Here is a 22,546-nt window from a genome sequence, read left to right on the forward strand (position 1 = left end):
ATCAGATAACCTGATCCTTTGATCATGAAATTTGCCGGGCTTCTCATGTACTCTGGTTTACTCATTGTGCTCCTTCCTCTGGTCGCGGGTTATCTGCTGCCTGTCCGACGTCGCGGTGTTCTGAAAGCCGTAAATTATTCACTGACCCGAATGGTTTACATCATTCTTTTGTTTATGGGGGTCAGTCTGGCCTTTGTGGATAATCTGACCGCGAACCTGTGGGTCATTGTCCGGATCACGCTGACCTGTGCTCTTTGCATTTTAGTCTGTAATTTTCTGGCACTGAGATTATTTGACCGCTTAGCGCCTTCGCCGACTGCCCATGCTTCCGGTCCGCTTCCCTCCCGGCTACACATGCTGCTGGATTCACTGAAAATGTGTGGTGTGGTGATTGCCGGATTTCTTATCGGGTTAACCCATTGGCAGGTGTTACACAATGCTACCCGGGCGGGAGAGTATGCCTTGTTACTGCTGCTATTACTGATTGGTATCCAGTTACGCAGCAGCGACATGAATTTGCGGCAGATCCTGTTTAATCGCCAGGGCGTGATTGTCGCTGCCATCGTGCTGGCCAGCTCCCTGCCTGCCGGAATACTCGCCGCCCTGCTCCTTGGATTACCTTTGAAAACCGGGCTGGCTCTGTCCAGTGGATTTGGCTGGTATTCTCTGTCCGGGATTTTGATGACCAATGCTTTCGGACCGGTGATTGGTAACAGCGCTTTTCTGGTAGATTTGTTGCGGGAACTGATCGCAATGATGCTGATCCCGGTGCTTATCCGCCGCTATCGCTCGACTGCACTGGGGTTATGCGGTGCGACCTCCATGGACTTTACCTTGCCGGTACTGCAACGCGCCGGCGGGGTGGAAATTGTGCCTGCCGCGGTCGTTCACGGTTTTATTATGAGCTTGCTGGCCCCCATCATGATTGCATTCTTTTCCTCATGAGCACCCGGTAACTATCACGCTCCGGGAGCTTCCGGGCGATTGTTAATAAATACGCTACAATTTTATTCATTATCCGTGCTCATAACCGTTCCGGGCGGACCGGTTTTATTCCAGGGAGTCAGTAATGAAAAATACGGTCGCGTCATTTCTTATCAAGAGTCTGGAACTTGCCGGCGTCAAACGTATCTGGGGGGTCACCGGCGACTCCCTGAATGGTCTCAGTGATAGCCTGAATAAACTGGGGACCATTGAGTGGATGTCCACCCGTCATGAAGAGGTCGCCGCCTTTGCCGCCGGTGCTGAAGCCCAAATAACCGGTCAGCTCGCCGTGTGTGCCGGCTCCTGCGGCCCGGGAAACCTGCATCTCATCAATGGGTTGTTTGACTGCCACCGTAACCGGGTGCCGGTACTGGCCATCGCCGCGCATATTCCTTCCAGCGAAATCGGCAGTGGCTATTTCCAGGAAACTCACCCGCAATCCCTGTTTCAGGAGTGCAGCCATTATTGTGAGATGGTCTCTAATCCGGAGCAGTTACCGCAGGTACTGGCCATTGCAATGCGAAAAGCAGTTGTGGAGGGGGGCGTTTCAGTCATTGTATTACCCGGCGATATCGCTCTGGAGCCTGCACCGGAAAATGTGACACCCGCCTGGTATCCGCCTGCCGTACCCGTTTCCGTCCCCCCGTTGTTACAACTCGATACTCTGGCTGCAATGCTGAATCAGTCCGAAAATATCACGTTGTTGTGTGGCAGTGGCTGTGCCGGCGCACACGCAGAAGTCACCGCGCTGGCTGAAAAACTTAAAGCCCCTATCGTGCATGCTCTGCGTGGCAAAGAACATCTGGAATACGATAATCCTTATGATGTCGGAATGACCGGTTTTATTGGTTTCTCTTCCGGATATCAGGCCATGCTGAAAGCCGATACGCTGGTTCTGCTGGGCACCCGCTTCCCTTACCGCGCTTTCTACCCCACCGGCGCGAAAATTATTCAGCTCGATATTTCTGCAGGCAGTCTGGGGGCACACTGCCCTGTCGATCTTCCGCTCATCGGCGATGTAAAAGCCACGCTGATGTTACTGCTTCCCCGCTTAGAGGAAAAACAGAACCGTAAGCATCTCGACAGGGCCATCAACCATTATCAGGATGCGCGCCGGGACCTGGATGATTTAGCGATCCCTGATGATGAACAAGCTATTCATCCCCAGTATCTGGCAAGCCAGATCAGTTCGCTGGCCAGTGAAGATGCGGTATTCACCTGCGATGTCGGTACTCCGACGGTCTGGGCCGCCCGCTATCTGAAAATGAACGGTCGCCGGCGATTACTGGGGTCGTTTAACCACGGTTCGATGGCGAATGCCATGCCGCAGGCGATGGGCGCTCAGTCGGTAGACCCGCAGCGTCAGGTCGTGGCACTGTGCGGGGATGGCGGCTTTGCCATGCTGATGGGCGATTTACTTTCCATCGCGCAACATAACTTACCGGTTAAGATGATTATCTTTAATAACAGTGTACTGGGCTTCGTCGCCATGGAAATGCAGGCTGGCGGCTTCCTGACCGACGGTACTGAGCTGGTTAATCCGGATTTCGCGGCGATTGCGGCGGCCTGCAATATCAAAGGGATCCGTGTGGAAAAATCGTCTGCCCTGCCCGATGCTCTGCAACAGGCCTTTGACCATCCGGGCCCGGTGCTGGTGGATGTCACTACTGCCGGGGATGAGTTGGTGATCCCGCCGAAAATAAAACTTGAGCAGGCGAAAGGCTTCAGTCTGTATATGGTCCGGGCCATTATCAATGGCCGGGGGAATGAGGTGGTAGGTCTGGCGAAAACTAACTGGCTACGGTAAAAGAGTAAGGCCGGCTATGGACAATGGCCGGTCTGCTGATCCTTTACTGACAACGGAGCCTGATGTGATTGATTTACGAAGTGATACAGTGACCCAACCCGGGGCTGAAATGTTGCGTAAAATGACCTCCGCACCGACCGGAGATGACGTTTACGGCGATGACCCGACAGTAAACGCACTACAGGAAAAAGCCGCGGCGATGAGCGGTAAACAGGCTGCCCTTTTCTTTCCCAGCGGAACTCAGGCGAACCTGGTCGCGCTGCTCAGCCACTGTCAGCGGGGGGACGAATATATTGCCGGACAACATGCCCATAATTACCGCTATGAAGCCGGCGGCGCGGCCGTTTTAGGCAGCATCCAGCCCCAGCCCGTTATGGAAAATGCGGACGGTACCCTGCCGCTGGACATTGTCCGGGAGGTCATTAAACCCCGGGATATTCATTTCGCCCGTACCCGCCTTATCAGTATCGAAAATACCCATCATGGCAAAGTGCTGCCCTCTGACTGGCTGGCAGACGTCTTTGCTTTCTCCCGTCAGCATCATCTGGCATTACACACTGACGGGGCGCGTATTTTCAATGCGGCTGTCGCCAGCGGTCAGCCCCTGGATGCGCTAAGCCGTTACTGCGATACACTGTCCATATGCCTGTCAAAAGGTCTTGGAGCACCCGTCGGGTCCCTGTTATGCGGCAGCCATGATTTTATTGAAGAAGCCTGTCGCTGGCGAAAAATGACCGGAGGCGGAATGCGTCAGGCCGGTATTCTGGCCGCGGCGGGGATTTATGCCCTCGACAATAACGTGGCGAGGCTGGCTGAAGATCACGAAAATGCCCGCTGGCTGGCGGCTGAATTAGCAGAACTGGGTATCGAAGTGAGTCGCAGGCAGACAAATATGATTTTTATCCGTCTGCCGGAAACACAGATTACTCCGTTACAGCAATGGATGGATGCCCGGGGTATCCGTATCAGCTTCGGCTACGGCACGCGTCTTGTGACCCACCTGGATACGCCACGCCCGGCACTTCAGAAAGTTGTCGACGCCTGGAAGGCCTTCTTACAGCAATAGCACCGGGCCGGCCGGGTCAGTGCGCGGTGCCGTATTTCTGAAGCAATGCCCGCGCAATGGCTTCGGTTTCAGCATCAGCTTTGCCGGTGACCCGTGCCGGCCTGAAATGCATCTGAAAGGCACTAATGACACCGGCCTGTTCGCCGGGAGAGCCGGGGTCAGTGACGGGATAACCATAACGCGCCAGTAAGGTCATCAGCTCACGGGGATCCGCAGGGTCCCTGGCAGAATGTCCTGCCAGAAACTGCGCGACAGCCCCTGCATCCGGCCAGGCCCCCAGACCGGCTTTTGCCAGCAGGTGCCATGGAAAACAGGGGCCGGGGTCCTGTTTTCGTAAGGGGGCGACATCGCTGTGCCCGACAATATTCACCGGAGTGATTGCATAACGTTTCACCACCGTCTGCAGGAGATTTTCCAGCGCATCGATTTGCGCAGGCGGATACAGGGTGCAGGTCGTCCTGTCGCCTTTCCGGTAATATCCCGGATTAACCAGTTCGATGCCTATCGAAATACTGTTCAGATGGGTATAGCCACGCCAGCCACTCACCCCGGCATGCCAGGCAACACGGGATTCAGGCACCAACTGATAAACCGTCACGGCGGGTGAAGGCTTTCCGTCGGGAGACGTTATCAGATAATGCGCACTGACCTCCCCCTGGCTGAGAAGATGCAGTGACCTGGCATTATCTTCAGCCGTATAGTGAAGGACGACCATTTTCACCCGGGGCTCCTGGCTTCGGGCATTCAGATGATGATCGACGGTGAACACCTGGCGGTGCTCTGTGCCTGAATGACAACCGCTTACCAACAGTGCTATCCATAACCAGTTTTTTTTCATGCGTCCCGCCAGAACAGCCAGAATAAACAGGCTAAAGCATACGCAAGCCCCTGCTAACTGACAAAATTTTGTGCTACTTTTTTGACTCTGACGCGCATTTATACAAATTTCCAGCGACCGGAATTGCATAACTATGCTGGCAACGTTACTATTCGCTCCACTTTATTACTATTCAATTTTTGCGCATGAGTATTCAACTAAACGGGATAAATTGCTTTTACGGCGATCACCAGGCACTGTTTGATATCGGACTGAGTTGTCCGCAGGGTGAAACTATGGTTTTACTCGGCCCAAGCGGTGCGGGTAAAAGTTCGCTCCTGCGGGTACTCAATCTGCTTGAAATGCCACGTACCGGGGAACTGTCAATCGCCGGTAACCACTTTAACTTCAGGAATAAGCCTTCTGAAGAAGCTATCCGTGAGTTACGGCGTAATGTCGGTATTGTTTTCCAGCAATACAATCTCTGGCCTCATCTGACCGTCATGCAGAACCTGACTGAAGCGCCTTGCCGTGTGCTGGGATTGAATAAAACAGCAGCTCGTCAGCGTGCCACCGCACTGCTTGAACGTCTTAAACTCAGCTCGTTTGCTGATCGTTTTCCGCTGCACCTGTCCGGGGGACAACAGCAACGTGTCGCTATCGCCCGGGCATTGATGATGGAACCACAGGTACTGCTTTTCGATGAGCCAACCGCTGCGCTGGACCCGGAAATCACCGGACAGGTCGTCGATATTATCCGCGAGCTGGCACGCACCAACATTACACAGGTTATTGTGACCCACGAAGTGGAGTTTGCCCGGAAAACGGCAAGCCAGGTGGTTTACATGGAAAACGGACACATTATTGAACAGGGTGATGCCGATCGCTTCACTCACCCGCAGACCCCTCAGTTCGCACATTATCTTTCACATTAATCCGGGACTCATTATGAAAAAAATTCTTTTAGCCGCCCTGTTTGCCGGTGCCAGTCTGAGTGCTTCCGCAGCCACGACTCTGCATTTTGCGACCGAAGCGTCTTATCCTCCGTTTGAATTTGTCGGGGCCGATAATAAAATCCAGGGCTTTGATGTTGATCTGGCGAATGCTATTTGTAAAAAGATCGATGCCACCTGTGAATTCACTAATCAGTCATTTGACAGCCTGATCCCGGGTCTGAAATTCCGCCGCTATGATGTGGTGATGGCCGGGATGGATATTACGCCTGAGCGTGAAAAACAGGTGCTGTTCACCAAACCCTACTACGATAACTCTGCGCTCTTTATTGCACAAAAAGGCAAAGTTGCCAGCATTGCGGCTTTAAAAGGCTTACGCGTCGGGGTTCAGAACGGGACTACCCACCAGAAATACCTGACCGACAAGCACCCTGAAATCACCATGGTGGCTTATGACAGCTATCAGAATGCGATGCTGGATCTGAAAAACGGTCGTCTTAATGCCGTATTCGGTGATACTGCCGTGGTGAATGAATGGCTGAAGAAAGATCCTCAGCTGAGCAGTGTCGGTAATAAAGTGACCGATAAAGACTATTTCGGCACCGGCTTAGGGATTGCCGTTCGTCAGGGGAATACCTCTCTGCAAAAATCACTGGATCAGGGCCTGGCAGAAGTGAAAGCCGATGGCACTTACCAGACCATCTATCACAAATGGTTCCAGCAGTAATCGCCAATGAGTGAGTTATTTCCATTAGCAAGCGCCGCCGGGATGACCGTCGGCCTTGCCGTCTGCGCATTACTGCTCGGACTGTTACTGGCGATACTGTTCGCGGGCTGGGAATCGCTGCGTTTTAAGATCCTCGCCTGGCCCGGAACATTGCTGGTGACATTATTGCGGGGACTGCCGGAGCTGCTGGTCGTACTGGGGATTTATTTCGGTTCATCCCAGTTACTGCTGACCCTCTCCGATGGTTTTGACATCCCGCTTGGCATCACCCGGCTGCATGTCCGGATGAACATCACCGATTTCAATGTCAGCCCGTTTCTTTGCGGTGTCATTTCACTGTCGCTGCTCTATTCGGCCTATGCCTCTCAGACCCTGCGCGGAGCTCTGAAAGCCGTTCCCGAAGGGCAACGCGAGTCCGGTATGGCGCTGGGGATGAAAAAATTCACCATCTTCTACCGCCTGATTTTACCGCAGATGTGGCGCCATGCCTTGCCGGGACTGGGTAACCAGTGGCTGGTACTGTTGAAAGATACGGCGCTGGTTTCGCTGATCAGCGTTAACGACTTAATGTTACAGACTAAAAGTATTGCCACCCGTACCCAGCAGCCGTTTACCTGGTATTTGCTGGCGGCTGCCATTTACCTGATTATCACTCTGTTCAGTCAGTTTATATTACGCCGTCTTGAACAACGTGCGACCCGTTTCGACCAGGAGCATACATAATGGCAGAGTATTTTCCTCAGTTGCTGAAAGGTCTGCATACCAGTCTGTTCCTGACGCTCAGCTCTTTACTGATAGCCCTGGCGCTGGCGGTAGTCTTTACCCTGATCCTTGCGCTGAAAAAGCCGCTGGCGGGGCGGCTGGTGAATATCTATATTACCCTGTTTACCGGGACACCGCTGCTGGTACAAATCTTCCTGATTTATTACGGCCCCGGGCAGTTTCCACAGTTACAGCAGTATCCGTGGCTCTGGTCCCTGCTCTCTCAGCCCTGGTTTTGTGCCATTCTTGCACTCTCCCTGAACAGTGCCGCGTATACGACACAGCTCTTTTATGGTGCGCTCAAAGCTATCCCGAAGGGTCAATGGCACTCCTGCGCTGCGCTGGGTATGAGCCGTCATCAGACCATGAGAATACTGCTGCCCTATGCTTTTAAGCGGGCATTATCGGCATATTCCAATGAAGTGGTGCTTATTTTTAAAAGTACGTCGCTGGCTTATACCATCACGCTAATGGATGTGATGGGCGAAGGACAATTGCTGTACGGCCGCACCTACGATGTTTCAGTATTTGTGGCTGCCGGAATTATCTATCTGTGTGTTAACGGGCTCCTGACACTCCTGTTACGTGGCCTGGAACATTACGCATTGCGTTTCGAGCGCCGTAGCTGACCTTGCCAGGGCCGGGGAAAACCGGCCCCGGACACTTCACTCTCTTTTCTCTTTCTCTGTGTTACCGTACCGGTCGCGCTGACTGTCAATACACTCGATATACCCACGCCGGTACAGGCTTTAATGTAACAGGGGCTGTACCGTATGCGGCGAAGCTGTGTTTTCAGAGGTGACCAGTAAATGGTTAGCAGCAAGCTCCATAATAATCATGGATAACTGCTCTTCGCTCTGCTGCATAAAGAAAGAGAATTGCGGTAAAGCCAGGCCATAGCCAATGCTGAGCGACTGACAGATGATAAGCCTGGGTAAACTGTCATCCTGAATATCCAGAAAGCATTTTGCCGTCAGTGAGCTGGCATTGATCTGAGAAATTTCCCCCACCAGCGTTAGCAGGGCTGACGATCTGACTTCCGCACTTACGGTCACCAGGATCACATTATCGATAATGTCCAGTTTTGCATCAAACACCCCATCAATATTCTGCATTGCAGATAAGTGCAGAGCCTGACAGCTGCCACATTCAAACCAGTCAATCGTGGTTTTGTCCATCCAGTCGCGCAGCATTTCAAGGTCAGGTGTGACAAGAGCGTCCATCATTTTTTTCCGGCTTAATCATCAGGCGCAACAGATTACGCAAAAAAACCCTGCAACGCCATGACCGGTGCATAATTTCGTAGCCGCAGACCACAACAATTATCCTTGTTGTGATCGTTAGCACCCGGAGATAGTCTTCAGGACGGAACGGATGGGTCACACCTTAACGTGTTGCCCAGCCTTGCTGGTGCAGGAAATCCAGGATAAATGGCCGGTTCTCTTTGACAAGCATACGCTGGATCATCTCGCTCCAGCTTTCCTGACGGCTATTACTGCCCCGCTGCTGATAATATTCCCGAATATGCTGGTCATAACCGGCCAGCACCTGACTATCCATAGGCTGATAACTGTTTTCATGCACCAGCAGGCTCAGTGGTAACCGGGGTTTTACCTCCGGGTCGGCGTCCGGCCAGCCGAGGCATAGCCCGAACAGAGGCAGTACGAAACGCGGTAATGAGAGTAGTTCGGTCACTTCATGGGGATGATTACGTAAGCCGCCGATAAAGACGCCCCCCAATCCCAATGACTCCGCAGCCACCATCGCATTCTGTGCCATGAGTGACGTATCCACACACCCCAGCAGTAACTGCTCGGCAAGCCCTAACCCGGCCTCAGGGCAAATCTGCTGGTGGCGGTTAAAGTCGGCACAAAAGACCCAAAACTCCGCAGCTTCGCGGACCCAGGGCTGAGGGCCTGCCAGTTCTGACAAACGGCTACGCTTTTGCGGATCTGTCACCCGGATAATAGATGAGCACTGTAAAAAGCTGGAAGTGGAGGCGGACCTGGCTGCAGCCAGAATAGCATGACGCTCTTCATCGCTGATCTGACGGTCAGTAAACGCCCTGATTGAACGATGACGGCGTAACAGGTCGATCGTCGGGGTCATAAGGATCTCCTTCGTGTTGCAGTTAGAGGTTACGTTATTTCTTTGCCGGTGAACCTGTCAATATAGCCCTGAGCGTCCGGTACCCCAGAGTTATCACGGCCGGCAGGATAAGCAGGATGCCGACTGTCAGGATGATTTTTGCCAGTCTCTGGCTGTCTTCCACACCGGGCAGACGACCGGTGCAGTTAATCAGCACTATCGACAACAGCACCAGAATCCCTCCGGCAAGCTCGGTAATAATCAGGTATCGCGGCAATCGTGTAGTATCAGACATCTCATTATATTCCTGTTAACCGGGTGTGCGCCCGACATAGCCAGTCGTTCCTGATTGATAGTAACATTCATAGCAACAGGGATTTCCTGTTTTCCTTTCACCCTGAAGACAGGCATCATAGCGCTTTGTTATATGTTCTGTTTCTATGAATCGCTCAGGAGAGTGCTATGTTCGCTGTTATTTTTGGTCGTCCGGGCTGCCCTTATTGTGTTCGCGCTAAAGACCTTGCCGAAAAATTAACCGAAGATCGCGAAGACTTCAGCTACCGCTATATCGATATTCATGCGGAAGGTATCACTAAAGCTGACCTGGAAAAAACGGTCGGTAAACCTGTAGAAACCGTACCGCAGATTTTCCTCGATCAGCAACATGTGGGCGGATTTACCGAATTTGAAGCCTATGCCAAAGAGCATCTGGGTCTGTTTCAGTAATCTCCCTGCAGTATGCGCGCCGCTTCTCCGGCGCGTAATTCCCTCCCGCTGTTTTTTTCACGTTCCCGCCGTAGTCTGTTACAGAAAATATGTTTAGAATGCTGACCTTAGATCTGCCGCTGAGCGCCAGTGTTCAGAGGTATTTACTCATCTCGTTCCTTTGCGGATAAGAAGCCAATTTGTGAATATTAACGTCGCCAACCTCCTGAGTTCCAATGACGTTTTGTTGTTATTTGTCGTCCTTTCTCTCGGGCTATGCCTGGGTAAACTCCGCCTCGGCAGTATCCAGATAGGCAGCTCTATCGGTGTGCTGGTCATGTCTTTACTTCTCGGACAACAACACTTTTCGATTAATACCGATGCACTGAGCCTGGGCTTTATGCTGTTTATCTTCTGTGTCGGAGTAGAAGCCGGGCCTAACTTCTTTTCTATCTTTTTCCGTGACGGAAAAAACTACTTTATGCTGGCCATGGTCATGGTGGTCACGGCACTGGTACTGGCGCTGGGCCTTGGCCGGTTATTCCATTGGGATATCGGGCTGACGGCAGGTATGCTCGCAGGCTCGATGACCTCGACACCGGTACTGGTTGGTGCCGGGGATACACTACGACAGAGTGTTACGGATGCCAGTAAGCTGAATCTGATGCAGGATCACCTGAGCCTGGGATATGCCCTGACTTATCTGGTCGGGCTGGTCAGCCTTATTCTGGGGGCCCGCTACCTGCCGCGGTTACAGCATCAGGATTTACCCACCAGCGCACAGCAGATTGCCCGCGAACGCGGACTGGATGCAGACAGCCAGCGTAAAGTTTTTTTACCGGTAATACGTGCTTATCGCGTAGGTCAGGAGCTGGTGGAATGGACCGGCGGTAAGAACCTCCGGGAACTGGGGATTTACCGGCATACCGGATGCTATATAGAGCGGATACGTCGCAACGGTATTCTGGCCAACCCCGACGGCGATGCGGTACTGCAGCAAGGCGACGATATCTCGTTGGTGGGTTATCCTGATGCTCATGCGAGGCTGGACCCCAGCTTCCGCCACGGCAAGGAAGTGTTCGATCGCGATTTACTCGATATGCGTATTGTGACCGAAGAAATTGTGGTGAAGAACCATAATGCTGTGAATAAAAGGCTGGGTAAATTACGACTGACGGATCATGGCTGTTTCCTTAACCGGGTGATCCGTAACCAGATCGAAATGCCGATTGATGATGAAATCGTTCTGAACAAAGGCGATATCCTGCAGGTGAGCGGCGAAGCAAAACGTGTAAAAAGTATTGCTGATCGGATTGGCTTTATCGCCATCCATAGTCAGGTGACCGATTTACTGGCGTTCTGTGCCTTTTTTATCGTCGGTCTGATGATAGGAATGATCACTTTTCAGTTCAGTAATTTTAATGTCAGTATCGGTAACGCAGCCGGATTATTATTTTCAGGTATCATGCTGGGCTTTTTACGGGCTAACCACCCGACCTTCGGTTATATCCCTCAGGGCGCCTTAACTATGGTAAAAGAGTTTGGGCTGATGGTCTTTATGGCTGGCGTCGGACTCAGTGCCGGTAGCGGAATTAATCAGGGGTTAGGCAGAGACGGCCTGGAAATGCTTGCCTGCGGTTTGCTGGTCAGCCTTATTCCGGTGGTTATCACTTACCTGGTGGGAGCTTATCTTCTGCGGATGAACAGAGCCATGTTGTTTGGTGCATTAATGGGGGCAAGAACCTGTGCACCGGCCATGGAAATTATTTCTGATACCGCACGCAGTAGTATTCCGGCCCTCGGATACGCCGGAACCTATGCTATCGCTAACGTATTACTGACCCTTGCAGGGACACTGATAGTGCTTATCTGGCCACTGATCAACTGACGGCCATGCTTCCGCTTAACGTATTCAGGCACCCTGTTTCACTTAGGGTGCCTTTATTTTTCCTGAGCCTTCAGCCCTTAACCAACTGTTTTCCTGAGTTTTTATATCTTTCAGGACAGCGACTTGTTAACGCTTTGTGCGCTGAGGATGTTAACGCACAGATACACAAGAAATAAGAACCGGATTATTTACTTTTTATGACGTTGTTTTATGCTGTTAAGCTAATCTTAAGCTATTCACAGTATGCTTGACGTCAATTTAAGATAAATTGCCCGCGCTGAAGAATGTGATACCGCGTTGACTGCCCATAAGGATCGCACAAAACAATGGAACACCTGAATCACATCCTGTTTCTATGGATTAATGCCACACCGGACTCTCCCCACGGACTTATTCAACTGGCACTGTTCTTCGCCAAAGACCTGATAGCCATTGTACCGCTACTGATCATTGCCTTGTGGTTATGGGGGCCGGACAGCCAGGTCACCCAACAACGGATATTGGTACTGAAAACCGGAACAGCCCTGATCTACGCATTAGCCATAGCGACAGTGGTCGCGTTTATTTATCCTCATCCCCGGCCTTTCGCCGTCGGACTGGGCTATCAGTTTCTCAGTCACAGTGCGGACGACTCCTACCCTAGTGATCACGGCACTACTATTTTCACCTTTGCCCTGGCATTTATTTTCTGGCACAGACTTTGGTCAGGGATTGTGTTAATGGCGATCGGTATCGCAATCGCATGGTCGCGGGTTTATCTGGGAGTTCACTGGCCGATGGACATGCTGGGAGGATTTCTGGTCGGTATGCTCGGTTGTCTGGCATCACAGCTGGGCTGGGGTGTTTACGGCGAACGTTTCCTGTCTTTGACCAGCGATATTTATCACCTTGTCTTCGGTCCGTTAATTAAGAAAGGCTGGGTACGTCACTGATAACCTGGCCGGGCCGACGGTAAAACGTCGCCCGGCCAATGGGTTTAGCCAAACCAGCGTTTGAACAGCGTATTGATCTGCAGACTGATAAAGTCCCAGATACGGCTGACAAAGCCGCCCTCTTTGACCTCATCCATCACTACCAGTGATTTCTGATCGATCGTTTTACCATTCAGCAGAAAATTAACCGTACCCACCACCTGCCCGCGGGCCAGCGGCGCTTCCAGTACCGGTGAGTTAAGCGTATAAGATGCTTTAAGGTTGTTGATCTGCCCACGGGGAATAGTCACGGCCGTGTTATTGATCACACCCAGGTTAACCATTCGATTATCACCGTACCAGACCCGTTTCTGCACAAAAGGTTGATCCGACTTTAGCGGAGAGACAGTTTCATAAGAACGGAATCCCCAGTTAAGTAATTTCTCACTTTCACGGAAGCGGCTTGCATCAGTTTTCGCGCCCAGCACCACCGAAATCAGCCGCATATCACCGGCGGTAGCAGAAGCGACAAGGTTATTGCCGGCACCAGAGGTATAACCTGTTTTGATCCCATCAACATGCAGATCGGTGCTCCACAACAGGCGATTCCGGTTAGGCTGGCGAATATTATTAAACGTGAATTCTTTTTCCTGATTTAACGCATACTCCTGAGGAACATCACGGATCAACGCCTGACCGATTAACGCCATATCCCGGGCAGTGCTGTACTGGCCGGGTTCATCGAGTCCGTGCACCGTGGAGAAATGAGTATTCTGTAGTCCCAGTCGTTTGGCATAGTTATTCATCAGGTCAATAAATGCCCCCTGACTTCCTGCAACGTAGTCCGCCAGCGCGATACAGGCATCATTCCCTGACTGGATAACAATTCCCTTGTTCAGGTCGGAGACAGAGACCTGATCGCCGGGTTTCAGGAACATCAGTGACGAACCGCGCAACTGAGGATTCCCCGTTGCCCAGGCATCCTGGCCGATAGAGACCATATCGGTGGATTTAATTTTGCCGTCTTTCAATGCCTGACCGACCACATAACTGGTCATCATTTTGGTGAGACTGGCCGGATCCAGTCTGTCGTCAGCATGGGATTCAGCAAGAACTTTACCGCTGGCATAATCCATCAGGATCCATGCTTTGGCGTCTAAGACGGGGGCATCTGAGGGTTGTGCAGCGTAGCCCACTACCGGTGCCAGCAGCAGCGCAACGATCACCGCACGGGATCGGGAAAAGTGACGTGTGTGATGTACCATTAACAGTCCGTCCTTGTTTGCTCAAAAAATATAACGTATATACAGGTGACTGAACTGACCTTCGCAACCGGAACCCCAATGTTGTTAAACCGGTAAGACACTCACCAGGAGGCAAAGGCTCCTGGTCATAGCAGTGACAGGCGCCTTGCAGAACGGTGCAGATTGACAATTTAATCTACTGATTTCGTTCCCGATACTATCAATAGCATAAGCACCCCTTCGTTGTATACTTCACCCTCTTTATTTACTTTTCACAGTGTTTCTGAGTCACACTTTAGCCGGAAAGCGCCTCAACACCCGGCAGCTTAAGGCACTAAAGGCCCCGGTATAACGTGCGCCGGGCCACTTTATCGGGTCACCGGGGTCGCTCTGACGCAAGCAGGGCCCCGGTCAGGAAGCCCTCAGGAATGCCGGGGCTATCCGCTATCCGCCCCGCCTGCCGGTACTTTTTTTGGGCCGGACGGACAGTTAACATGCTATTCTCTCTCTTAATTCTGTTCTGATCGGCATATGACCCCGCATAGGCCGATGCTCTGATAGCACTCACTAAGGCAGGAGCCACTATGGAACCTTTTACATCCGGACTTATTTCTCCGGAAGAAGCATTACAACTCATTCAACGCCCCCTGAGCCCGATACATGACAAAGTCAGTCTTGCACTGAAGGATGCCACGGGACGTATCACCGCCGGACCGGTGATCTCTCCGATTGCGGTGCCCGGTTTTGATAATTCCGCAATGGATGGTTATGCCGTCCGCCTGTCTGACCTGGTGCTGCCTGAAACCCCGCTGTCCGTGGCCGGTAAAGCGCTGGCGGGTAAACCCTTTACCGGGGATTGGCCACAAGGCAGCGTTATCCGGATCATGACCGGTGCACCGGTACCGCCGGGAACCGATGCCGTCGTGATGCAGGAACAGACCGAAACCCGTGAAGAAGGTATCATTATCACTGCCGATGTTGCCACAGGACAAAATATCCGCAGGGCCGGTGAAGATATTCAGGCCGGGCAACCGGTGCTGGATGCAGGCATCCGGCTGGGAGTTTCGTCCCTTCCGTTGCTGGCCTCACTGGGGATCGCCGAAATCAGCGTTCTGCGCCGGATCCGTGTGGCGATTTTTTCTACCGGAGATGAACTGGTCCCGGTCGGTGAACCTTTACAGGAAGGACAGATTTATGACACGAACCGGTTTGCCATCCGCCTGATGCTTGAAAAAATGGGCTGTGAGGTTGTGGATTTAGGCATCATTGCCGACGATCCGCAATTACTCCGTCAGGCCTTCGAAGAAGCGGATCGTCAGGCGGACGTTGTTATTAGTACCGGGGGCGTATCGGTCGGTGAAGCCGACTATACACGGGATATGCTGGAGGCCCTGGGCTCCGTCACCTTCTGGAAACTGGCGATGAAACCAGGTAAACCTTTTGCTTTCGGCCGCCTGTCGGAAAGCTGGTTTTGTGGTCTGCCCGGTAATCCGGTGTCTGCCGTGGTTACCTTCTATCAGCTGGTTCAGCCCATGTTAAATACCCTGATGGGCCTGAAGAACCACGAGTCCGGGACTTCGTTACAGGCAACTGCCGGGCGGTTTATCCGCAAGACCCCGGGCCGGATGGATTTTCAGCGCGGACATTACTCCAGTGATGCTGAGGGTCGGTTACAGGTTGTTCCTGCCGGACATCAGGGGTCACATGTGTTCAGTTCATTTATGAAGGCCAACTGTTTTATTGTGCTTGAACGTGAACGCGCCGATGTTCAGCCCGGGGAAACCGTGTCGATTGAACCTTTTAATTACCTGCTGGACGACTGAATGGACGGGACTCTCAGCGATGAAGAAATCCTCCGCTACAACCGGCAAATCGTACTGAAAGATTTCGACTTCGAGCGACAGGAGCAGTTAAAAACCTCACGGGTTCTGATTGCCGGACTGGGTGGTTTAGGCTGCGCCGTTGCCCCTTACCTGGTCGCTGCAGGAGTCGGCGAAATGACATTATGTGACTTTGATACTGTCTCAGTATCTAATCTGCAACGACAGATCCTGCATAATGATGAAACGCTGGGGATGCCCAAAACAGCCTCAGCGCTTCTTGCACTGGAAAAGCTGAATCCCTTTGTCCGGCTCATTGCAGATAATCGGGCCTTATCAGAAGAGAATGCCGATGAGCAGGTAAAACATCAACATGCTGTTGTGGATTGCAGTGATAATGTTGCGACCCGTGAACTCCTGAACCGTATCTGTTATCGCCATAAAGTCCCATTGATTTCAGGCGCGGCGATCCGTATGGAGGGTCAGCTTTCGGTGTTCCGCTGGCACGACGATGAGCCGTGTTATCGCTGTATCAGTCGTTTATTTGGCGATCAGGGGCTTAGCTGTATCGAAGCCGGGGTAATGGCTCCGCTGGTGGGGATGATAGGTACGTTGCAGGCCATGGAAACACTGAAGGTCCTGACCGGCTACGGGGAAAGCCCGCGGGGCAAGCTACTGCTGATTGACGCCATGGTAACCCGTTTCAGGGAGTTCCGGGTCCCCCGGGATCCGCACTGTGAGGTCTGCGGCACCAAATCCGCATAAAAAAACGGTTGTCTGTACACAGACAACCGTTTTCACATTACAGACGTTTACACAATGCCCTGGCTGCGCAGGTAATCTTCGTAAGTTCCGGAGAAGTCAGTCACCCCTTCCGGCTTGATCTCAATAATACGTGTTGCCAGCGAGCTGACAAATTCACGGTCATGAGAAACAAAAATCAGCGTACCTTCGTACATTTCCAGTGCCATATTCAGGGATTCGATAGATTCCATATCCAGGTGGTTTGTCGGCTCATCCATTACCAGCACGTTCGGTTTTTCCATCATCAGTTTACCGAACAGCATACGGCCCTTTTCACCCCCGGATAAGACTTTCGCAGGCTTTTTAATATCATCCTGTGAGAACAACAACCGGCCAAGAATACTGCGCACAGCCTGCTCATCATCCCCTTCCTGTTTCCACTGGCTCATCCAGTCGAACACCGTCAGGTCATTCGCAAAATCTGCGGCATGGTCCTGAGCATAATAACCAATCTGCGAATTTTCAGACCACTTAATGCTACCGTTATCCGGCGTCAGCTCACCCATCAGTGTTTTCAACAGTGTCGTTTTACCGATACCATTCGCACCAATAATGGCCACTTTCTCACCCACTTCAAGTAGCAGATTAAGCTTATTGAATAGGGGACCTTTATCAAACCCTTTGGTTAATGCTTCAGTGGTCAGTGCATTTCTGAACAATTTCTTATTTTGTTCAAAACGCATAAACGGATTCTGACGGCTGGAGGCTTTAACTTCATCCAGCTTAATTTTATCCATTTGTTTAGCACGTGATGTTGCCTGACGGGATTTAGAAGCATTCGCGCTAAAGCGACTGACGAATGACTGCAGCTCTGCGAGCTGGGCTTTTTTCTTCGCATTATCAGACAGGAGGCGTTCCCGCGCCTGAGTCGCCGCGGTCATATACTCGTCGTAATTGCCGGGATAGACACGTAACTCACCATAATCCAGATCCGCCATATGCGTACACACCATATTCAGGAAGTGACGATCGTGCGAAATAATGACCATGGTACTGTTACGCTCGTTTAAGACTTGCTCAAGCCAGCGGATAGTATCTATATCCAGGTTGTTCGTCGGTTCATCCAGTAACAATATATCCGGATTAGAGAACAGCGCCTGGGCTAATAACACACGTAATTTCCAGCCCGGAGCCACCTCGCTCATTAAACCGTAATGCTGGCTTACCGGAATGCCTACGCCTAATAACAGTTCCCCTGCCCGTGACTCAGCAGTATAACCATCCATTTCACCATACAGCACTTCAAGATCCGCGACTTTATAACCTTCTTCTTCACTCATCTCAGGTAAAGAATAAATGCGGTCACGTTCTTTTTTTACTTCCCACAGCTCGGTATGGCCCATTATGACCGTATCGAGTACCGTAAATTCTTCGAAAGCAAACTGATCCTGGCGTAATTTACCAATCCGCTCATTCGGGTCATAAGAGACGTTACCTGCCGATGGCTGCAAATCGCCCCCAAGGATTTTCATAAACGTCGACTTACCGCTGCCGTTGGCACCAATTAAACCATAACGATTCCCTCCGCCAAATTTTACAGAGATATTTTCAAACAATGGCTTACTGCCAAACTGCATCGTCACATTACTGGTTACTAACACGGGATAGCCTTATCAATGAATCAAACTCAGGAAAAAATATGCCAGCAGCCACAATGGCTGGCATAGCGTGGTGGAACTTGTTACATGCCCGGCAACTAAAGCATCCTTGTATGGCCTGTACGCTGGACAGGTCCCCTGCCTGTGGTGCCGGGTTCAGGCTAATTTATATAGCCTGTTACGTTACTCGTTAAAAGCAAAAAAGCCAGTAACAAAACGTCACTGGCTCTCCCATTAACAAGGAGTTTACAGCGGATTAGATGAGAAAATCATCCAGGCTTTTGCCTTCATCCAGTGCTTTTTTGATGGCTGCAGGTGTACGGCCCTGACCGGTCCAGGATTTAGTTTCACCGTTTTCGTCGGTGTATTTATATTTCGCAGGACGCGGCGCACGTTTCACACGTTTTTTGCTGACATCAGCAGCACCAATTAATTCGTTAGGATCAATACCATCTGCCAGCAGCATTTCACGGTATTTAGTCAGTTTCTCTTCTTTCTCACGATTCAGAGCTTGTTCAGCTTCAATTTCTTCGCGGCGTTCATTAACTACGACAGTCAGTTTCTCCAGAACTTCTTCCAGATCACTCAGTGCCAGGTCACGAGCCTGAGCGCGCAGAGTACGAATGTTGTTGAGAACTTTAAATGCATCACTCATCTTATTTTCCTTGCTTAACCGGGTACAATTAACAGTGTGGCTGAGATTACCTAATTTAAATAAAAAAATAAATAGCCTTAGCCTGATTATATAATATTAATGCTTACTTTAGCATTATTGGTTACACCTTGAATAAAAATTAACGACACCTTAACAGTGAATGATTTATCTGTGAACAACTTCAGGCGGTGGTAAACACCCGAAAGCAGATACCCTTTCATACCTCTGAAAAAAGATAATCATTACATTCACAGGCATTTAATTACTTAAATCTTCTTTTCTAATCAGATCATGACAGTATAAAAAAATCGGGATTATAATTAGCACTCTCAGTGAATAATCTGATTTTGCAGGTAATCGTTTGCAATACTCAAAAAGTAGCGCTAACAGTCTCTTACTCACCGGGATTAAATTATTCCCCCGGGGATCACAGTGTTATTCACAGTAAAGGTGGAAGGCTTGCAGAGGGTTCCGGCATAAACGATAAAGTGTAATTATCAGTAAATCAGAGAGGTATAAACAACCACAGGGAGTTGAGAAGGGTAATTAAAGGGAAACACTGTTTCCCCCGGCCATCATTCTGTAATAAACCGGGGTCCGTCCGCGGCTGACTCACTTAAGCAGGATCGTCATCTCTGATTCAGGTATTTTGAGTCGATGACTGATAAAAAGCTCTGAAGATCTCCAGCGTTTCATCGCTGACATGATGCTCAATACCTTCCGCATCCCGGTGAGCAATTTCGGAACTGATGCCCAGAGAAAGCAAAAAGTTTTCTACAATATGGTGCCTTTCACGGCTTTGCTCCGCCAGCTTTTCACCTTCAGCGGTCAGAAAAACCCCCCGATAAGGTACCTGCTCTACCAGACCGGTGCCGGCCAGCTTTTTGAGCATTTTAGCGACTGTTGGCTGCGACACCCCCAGTCTGGCGGCCATATCTACCTGGCGGGCTTCACCAAATTCATGGATCAGGTCTGAGATTAATTCAACATAATCATCGATCAATTCACGGCGATGTGCCTCTCTGACCTGCCGAAACCCTTCAACATGCTCTTCGACATCTTTAATCGATCCCGGCCGGGAAACCGTTTTTTTCGCTCGATGATTCATTCAACTTCCTCTTTATGACCCAGGCAATCACTGAATAGATGCCGGTAATCTGCTGCACATTGTAAACCAGCTGAGAAGAAGCTCAAATTTTTCCTGAATAGCCATGGCTAAATCATATAGCCAATGCTATACCTGTCAGTAAGAGAAACGCGTTGATACGTTCTGACTGGTACAGATCTTCTCCGCAATACTCATAGTTTATTTCCGCAAGGGAGTTATATGAAATGCACAACACACTGCACACACTGTCATCGTGACCTGAACACCCGCTCTGACGGATTCAGTAAAACAGCTCTGCTTGCATGCTTACTGCGTCAGTCTCCCTTCCGGTTACGATTGATGCTGGCAGAGCTGCTTCTGAAACGGCTAACCCGCCACACGGTGACGGATCAGGTTGCAGTTAATTTTTCCTGCCGTTTACACGAATGAGGGGTTCTGAGACCACCCATCACTCATTACCCCCACTCTCCCTGCAATATGCAGGGTTTCCACGCGATCTCATCATACCGCAGTCACATCATTTCAGGGCTAAAAAAGCAGCAGCAGCCTTTCACCCGGCTCCCCTGAACCGTCTCTGAACAGCAGAGGCTCTTTTCCGTGAAAAAGTGGGTATGATCTGGTGTTTCCGGAAGGGGTCATGAAAGGATCCAATAGACACTTCATCCGTCTCAGAAAGTTGCCGGGGCCCTTTTATTACCGGTTTTTACAGATAAAAAAACGGCCCTGACGGGCCGTTTTTGGTGTACTCTGAATGCATCGGGCGGGATTAGAAGCTGTAACCGACGCCTGCGATCCAGGTACCGACGTCAACGCTACGGATACGGCTCTGCTCGTAACCAACGTCAACGGCGAAGTTATCGATTGGGTTGAACTGCAGACCTGCACCATAAGAGAAACCAACATCGCTGGTGTCTTGTTTGTGGTACTGAGTCTGGTCGTTCAGCTGGTATTTACCGTAGCCGATACCAACAACACCGTAGATGCTAGCCCAGTCGTTCAGACGGTAGGCCGGACCACCGGTAAAGCCATAGTACTGACCTTTCTGGTAGTCATCACCTACAGTACGGTTTTTCGCCGTGTAAGTGAAAGAGCCGATCCAACCCAGTGGGTTAGAACCATCTTCGTAACGGTATTTCAGGTTGAAACCGTTAGCTTTGTTCAGAACACCCTGGTAATCGCTCTGTGCGTAACCACCAGTAATAGTGCTTTGTGCCATTGCTGAACCAGCAGATACTGCCAGAACGCAAGCCAGCGCTGAAAGACATGCAATTTTTTTCATAATCACCTCAAATGTGAAACGACTTCTTATTTCCTGACAACGACGAAAATATAGCAAAAAATAGTGGGAAACTCTGCCCTGATTTTATTGTCTAACAGATTGTTTGGTGTAACAGAACGTTACCAGTTATCTGTAATTCTATGATTTTAGGCTGTTTTGAAGGTTTACTGCCGGCGCAATTATTTTGTGCTTACCGGGGATTTTCAGGATATTCCTAAAATTAATATGCAGGTTTTCTATATCGGCGACCACAATCGCTTAAAAACCAGCCAATAATGACGGTATTTTTCCGGGACTTCAGTGTGCGTTTTCGGATAATTCAGATAAACTTCCCCGCCTGATCACCTTTCGTTACTTTTTCACAGGATTTCTCCCGATGTCCCCGCACGACAATAAAAAGAATACCAGCCTGCTTTTTCCGATTGCCCTGTTATTAATTGCCATGATGTCATTACAGGGGGCTGCCTCGCTGGCAAAGTATCTGTTTCCGATTGCCGGAGCGCCCGGTGTCGCGGCACTCCGCCTGGGGTTATCCACCCTTATGTTATGGGCTATTTTTAAACCCTGGCGTCTGCGCTTTAAGAAAGAACAGCGTCGCCCGCTGGTCTTTTATGGTCTGGCGTTGGGGGGAATGAATATGTTGTTCTATCTCGCCTTACGCACCATCCCGTTAGGAATCGGTGTGGCGCTTGAATTTCTCGGCCCCCTGACCCTGGCGCTGGCCAATTCCCGGCGGCCGACAGATTTTTTCTGGATAGTGATAGCCGTGACCGGACTCGGTTTTCTTCTGCCGCTGGAACACGGCGTTTCCGATATCGACCCCTTAGGCGCCCTGCTGGCGATTTGTGCCGGAGCCTGCTGGGCAATTTATATTGTCTTCGGCCGGAAAGCCGGTATCGAACACGGTGCGGCCACCGTAGCTGCGGGATCACTGATTGCTTCCGTCATTTATGTCCCCGCCGGGCTGACCTTCGCGGCCAGTGGATTGTGGCACTGGGAAATCCTCCCGCTGGCACTGCTTCTCGCCCTGCTTTCTAATGCCATTCCTTATTCCCTGGAAATGATGGCACTGACCCGTCTGCCTGCCAGACTCTTTGGTACGCTGATGAGCCTTGAGCCGGTTGTTGCGGCAATGTCGGGATTGATTTTTCTCGGAGAAGAGTTAAACCTTCCGCAATGGCTGGGATTAACCGCTATTATTATTGCCTCTGCAGGGTCGACTCTGACGATGCAACCTGCGAAAAATCGCCTGCGTCGGGTCCGGGTGAAATCAGCTAAATCCTGATGAGCAGACTCCCCTCTCTTTTTCGCCATTGCTCAGGACGATAAC

At 50.9% G+C, this 22,546-nt stretch carries 22 protein-coding genes; 13 read left to right on the forward strand and 9 right to left on the reverse strand.

Annotated features, from left to right (window positions below):
* Nucleotides 1–45 precede the first annotated feature (45 nt).
* The 3 genes from CG67_RS10350 to ltaE all read left to right on the forward strand — a co-directional run bounded on the left by CG67_RS10350 (nucleotide 46) and on the right by ltaE (nucleotide 3,857).
* Entirely contained in the window at nucleotides 46–945 is a 900-nt protein-coding gene (locus CG67_RS10350; protein WP_025902875.1) for a lysine exporter LysO family protein, read from the forward strand.
* A gap of 124 nt (nucleotides 946–1,069) precedes the next feature.
* Nucleotides 1,070–2,791 carry a ubiquinone-dependent pyruvate dehydrogenase gene (gene poxB / locus CG67_RS10355; RefSeq protein ID WP_025902876.1) on the forward strand — a complete coding sequence of 574 codons (1,722 nt, stop codon included), beginning with the start codon at nucleotides 1,070–1,072 and terminating at the stop codon, nucleotides 2,789–2,791.
* Nucleotides 2,792–2,855: 64 nt separating this feature from the next.
* On the forward strand, nucleotides 2,856–3,857 hold the full coding sequence (gene ltaE / locus CG67_RS10360) for a low-specificity L-threonine aldolase (protein WP_025902877.1): 1,002 nt from the start codon (nucleotides 2,856–2,858) through the stop codon (nucleotides 3,855–3,857).
* 16 nt (nucleotides 3,858–3,873) lie between these two features.
* Here the strand turns inward: ltaE and CG67_RS10365 are convergent, their stop codons facing one another.
* Nucleotides 3,874–4,695: an N-acetylmuramoyl-L-alanine amidase gene (locus tag CG67_RS10365; protein WP_025902878.1), complete on the reverse strand. Its 822-nt coding sequence runs from the start codon at nucleotides 4,693–4,695 to the stop codon at nucleotides 3,874–3,876.
* 185 nt (nucleotides 4,696–4,880) lie between these two features.
* On the opposite strand from CG67_RS10365, the gene artP reads away from it, so the two are divergent.
* From artP to artM, 4 genes are read left to right on the forward strand one after another with little or no spacing between them, the layout of a single operon-like run.
* Nucleotides 4,881–5,609, forward strand: coding sequence for an arginine ABC transporter ATP-binding protein ArtP (artP, locus tag CG67_RS10370; RefSeq protein ID WP_025902879.1), 729 nt, complete (start codon nucleotides 4,881–4,883; stop codon nucleotides 5,607–5,609).
* A gap of 13 nt (nucleotides 5,610–5,622) precedes the next feature.
* On the forward strand, nucleotides 5,623–6,354 hold the full coding sequence (artJ, locus tag CG67_RS10375) for an arginine ABC transporter substrate-binding protein (RefSeq protein WP_025902880.1): 732 nt from the start codon (nucleotides 5,623–5,625) through the stop codon (nucleotides 6,352–6,354).
* A 6-nt stretch (nucleotides 6,355–6,360) separates the two neighbouring features.
* Nucleotides 6,361–7,077, forward strand: a complete 717-nt coding sequence (gene artQ, locus CG67_RS10380; protein WP_025902881.1) for an arginine ABC transporter permease ArtQ — start codon at nucleotides 6,361–6,363, stop codon at nucleotides 7,075–7,077.
* Nucleotides 7,077–7,745, forward strand: coding sequence for an arginine ABC transporter permease ArtM (gene artM / locus CG67_RS10385; protein WP_025902882.1), 669 nt, complete (start codon nucleotides 7,077–7,079; stop codon nucleotides 7,743–7,745). Before artQ ends, artM begins: the two co-directional genes overlap by 1 nt.
* Before the next feature lie 120 nt (nucleotides 7,746–7,865).
* On the opposite strand, the gene CG67_RS10390 is transcribed toward artM, so the two are convergent.
* From CG67_RS10390 to CG67_RS10400, 3 genes are all read right to left on the reverse strand, one after another.
* Entirely contained in the window at nucleotides 7,866–8,339 is a 474-nt protein-coding gene (locus CG67_RS10390) for a YbjN domain-containing protein (RefSeq protein ID WP_025902883.1), read from the reverse strand.
* Nucleotides 8,340–8,502: 163 nt separating this feature from the next.
* A complete protein-coding gene (gene nfsA / locus CG67_RS10395) occupies nucleotides 8,503–9,225 on the reverse strand; it encodes an oxygen-insensitive NADPH nitroreductase (protein ID WP_025902884.1) in 723 nt (240 codons plus the stop codon).
* A gap of 34 nt (nucleotides 9,226–9,259) precedes the next feature.
* A complete protein-coding gene (locus tag CG67_RS10400; protein ID WP_025902885.1) occupies nucleotides 9,260–9,499 on the reverse strand; it encodes a DUF1418 family protein in 240 nt (79 codons plus the stop codon).
* A 167-nt stretch (nucleotides 9,500–9,666) separates the two neighbouring features.
* On the opposite strand from CG67_RS10400, the gene CG67_RS10405 reads away from it, so the two are divergent.
* The 3 genes from CG67_RS10405 (at nucleotide 9,667) to ybjG (ending at nucleotide 12,729) form a co-directional block, all read left to right on the forward strand.
* The gene (locus tag CG67_RS10405; protein WP_025902886.1) at nucleotides 9,667–9,930 is read left to right on the forward strand and encodes a GrxA family glutaredoxin; all 264 of its coding nucleotides are present in this window, start codon (nucleotides 9,667–9,669) and stop codon (nucleotides 9,928–9,930) included.
* Between the two features lie 181 nt (nucleotides 9,931–10,111).
* The gene (locus CG67_RS10410; RefSeq protein WP_025902887.1) at nucleotides 10,112–11,797 is read left to right on the forward strand and encodes an aspartate:alanine antiporter; all 1,686 of its coding nucleotides are present in this window, start codon (nucleotides 10,112–10,114) and stop codon (nucleotides 11,795–11,797) included.
* Between the two features lie 326 nt (nucleotides 11,798–12,123).
* A complete protein-coding gene (gene ybjG, locus CG67_RS10415; protein ID WP_025902888.1) occupies nucleotides 12,124–12,729 on the forward strand; it encodes an undecaprenyl-diphosphate phosphatase in 606 nt (201 codons plus the stop codon).
* 44 nt (nucleotides 12,730–12,773) lie between these two features.
* On the opposite strand, the gene CG67_RS10420 is transcribed toward ybjG, so the two are convergent.
* Nucleotides 12,774–13,973, reverse strand: coding sequence for a serine hydrolase (locus CG67_RS10420; protein WP_025902889.1), 1,200 nt, complete (start codon nucleotides 13,971–13,973; stop codon nucleotides 12,774–12,776).
* A 563-nt stretch (nucleotides 13,974–14,536) separates the two neighbouring features.
* Here CG67_RS10420 and moeA point away from each other — a divergent pair.
* Entirely contained in the window at nucleotides 14,537–15,775 is a 1,239-nt protein-coding gene (gene moeA, locus CG67_RS10430) for a molybdopterin molybdotransferase MoeA (RefSeq protein WP_025902891.1), read from the forward strand.
* On the forward strand, nucleotides 15,776–16,537 hold the full coding sequence (locus CG67_RS10435; protein ID WP_025902892.1) for a molybdopterin-synthase adenylyltransferase MoeB: 762 nt from the start codon (nucleotides 15,776–15,778) through the stop codon (nucleotides 16,535–16,537).
* Between the two features lie 47 nt (nucleotides 16,538–16,584).
* Here CG67_RS10435 and CG67_RS10440 read toward each other — a convergent pair whose 3' ends face one another.
* The 4 genes from CG67_RS10440 to ompX all read right to left on the reverse strand — a co-directional run bounded on the left by CG67_RS10440 (nucleotide 16,585) and on the right by ompX (nucleotide 21,216).
* Nucleotides 16,585–18,177, reverse strand: coding sequence for an ABC-F family ATPase (locus CG67_RS10440; protein WP_025902893.1), 1,593 nt, complete (start codon nucleotides 18,175–18,177; stop codon nucleotides 16,585–16,587).
* Between the two features lie 253 nt (nucleotides 18,178–18,430).
* The gene (locus CG67_RS10445) at nucleotides 18,431–18,829 is read right to left on the reverse strand and encodes an H-NS family nucleoid-associated regulatory protein (RefSeq protein ID WP_025902894.1); all 399 of its coding nucleotides are present in this window, start codon (nucleotides 18,827–18,829) and stop codon (nucleotides 18,431–18,433) included.
* A 640-nt stretch (nucleotides 18,830–19,469) separates the two neighbouring features.
* Nucleotides 19,470–19,937: a manganese-binding transcriptional regulator MntR gene (gene mntR / locus CG67_RS10450; RefSeq protein ID WP_025902895.1), complete on the reverse strand. Its 468-nt coding sequence runs from the start codon at nucleotides 19,935–19,937 to the stop codon at nucleotides 19,470–19,472.
* A gap of 766 nt (nucleotides 19,938–20,703) precedes the next feature.
* Nucleotides 20,704–21,216 carry an outer membrane protein OmpX gene (gene ompX / locus CG67_RS10460; protein ID WP_025902897.1) on the reverse strand — a complete coding sequence of 171 codons (513 nt, stop codon included), beginning with the start codon at nucleotides 21,214–21,216 and terminating at the stop codon, nucleotides 20,704–20,706.
* A gap of 376 nt (nucleotides 21,217–21,592) precedes the next feature.
* On the opposite strand from ompX, the gene rhtA reads away from it, so the two are divergent.
* Nucleotides 21,593–22,501 carry a threonine/homoserine exporter RhtA gene (rhtA, locus tag CG67_RS10465; RefSeq protein ID WP_025902898.1) on the forward strand — a complete coding sequence of 303 codons (909 nt, stop codon included), beginning with the start codon at nucleotides 21,593–21,595 and terminating at the stop codon, nucleotides 22,499–22,501.
* Nucleotides 22,502–22,546 lie beyond the last annotated feature (45 nt).

It is taken from the genome of Tatumella sp. UCD-D_suzukii, assembly GCF_000611875.2.
Lineage (GTDB): Bacteria > Pseudomonadota > Gammaproteobacteria > Enterobacterales > Enterobacteriaceae > Tatumella > Tatumella ptyseos.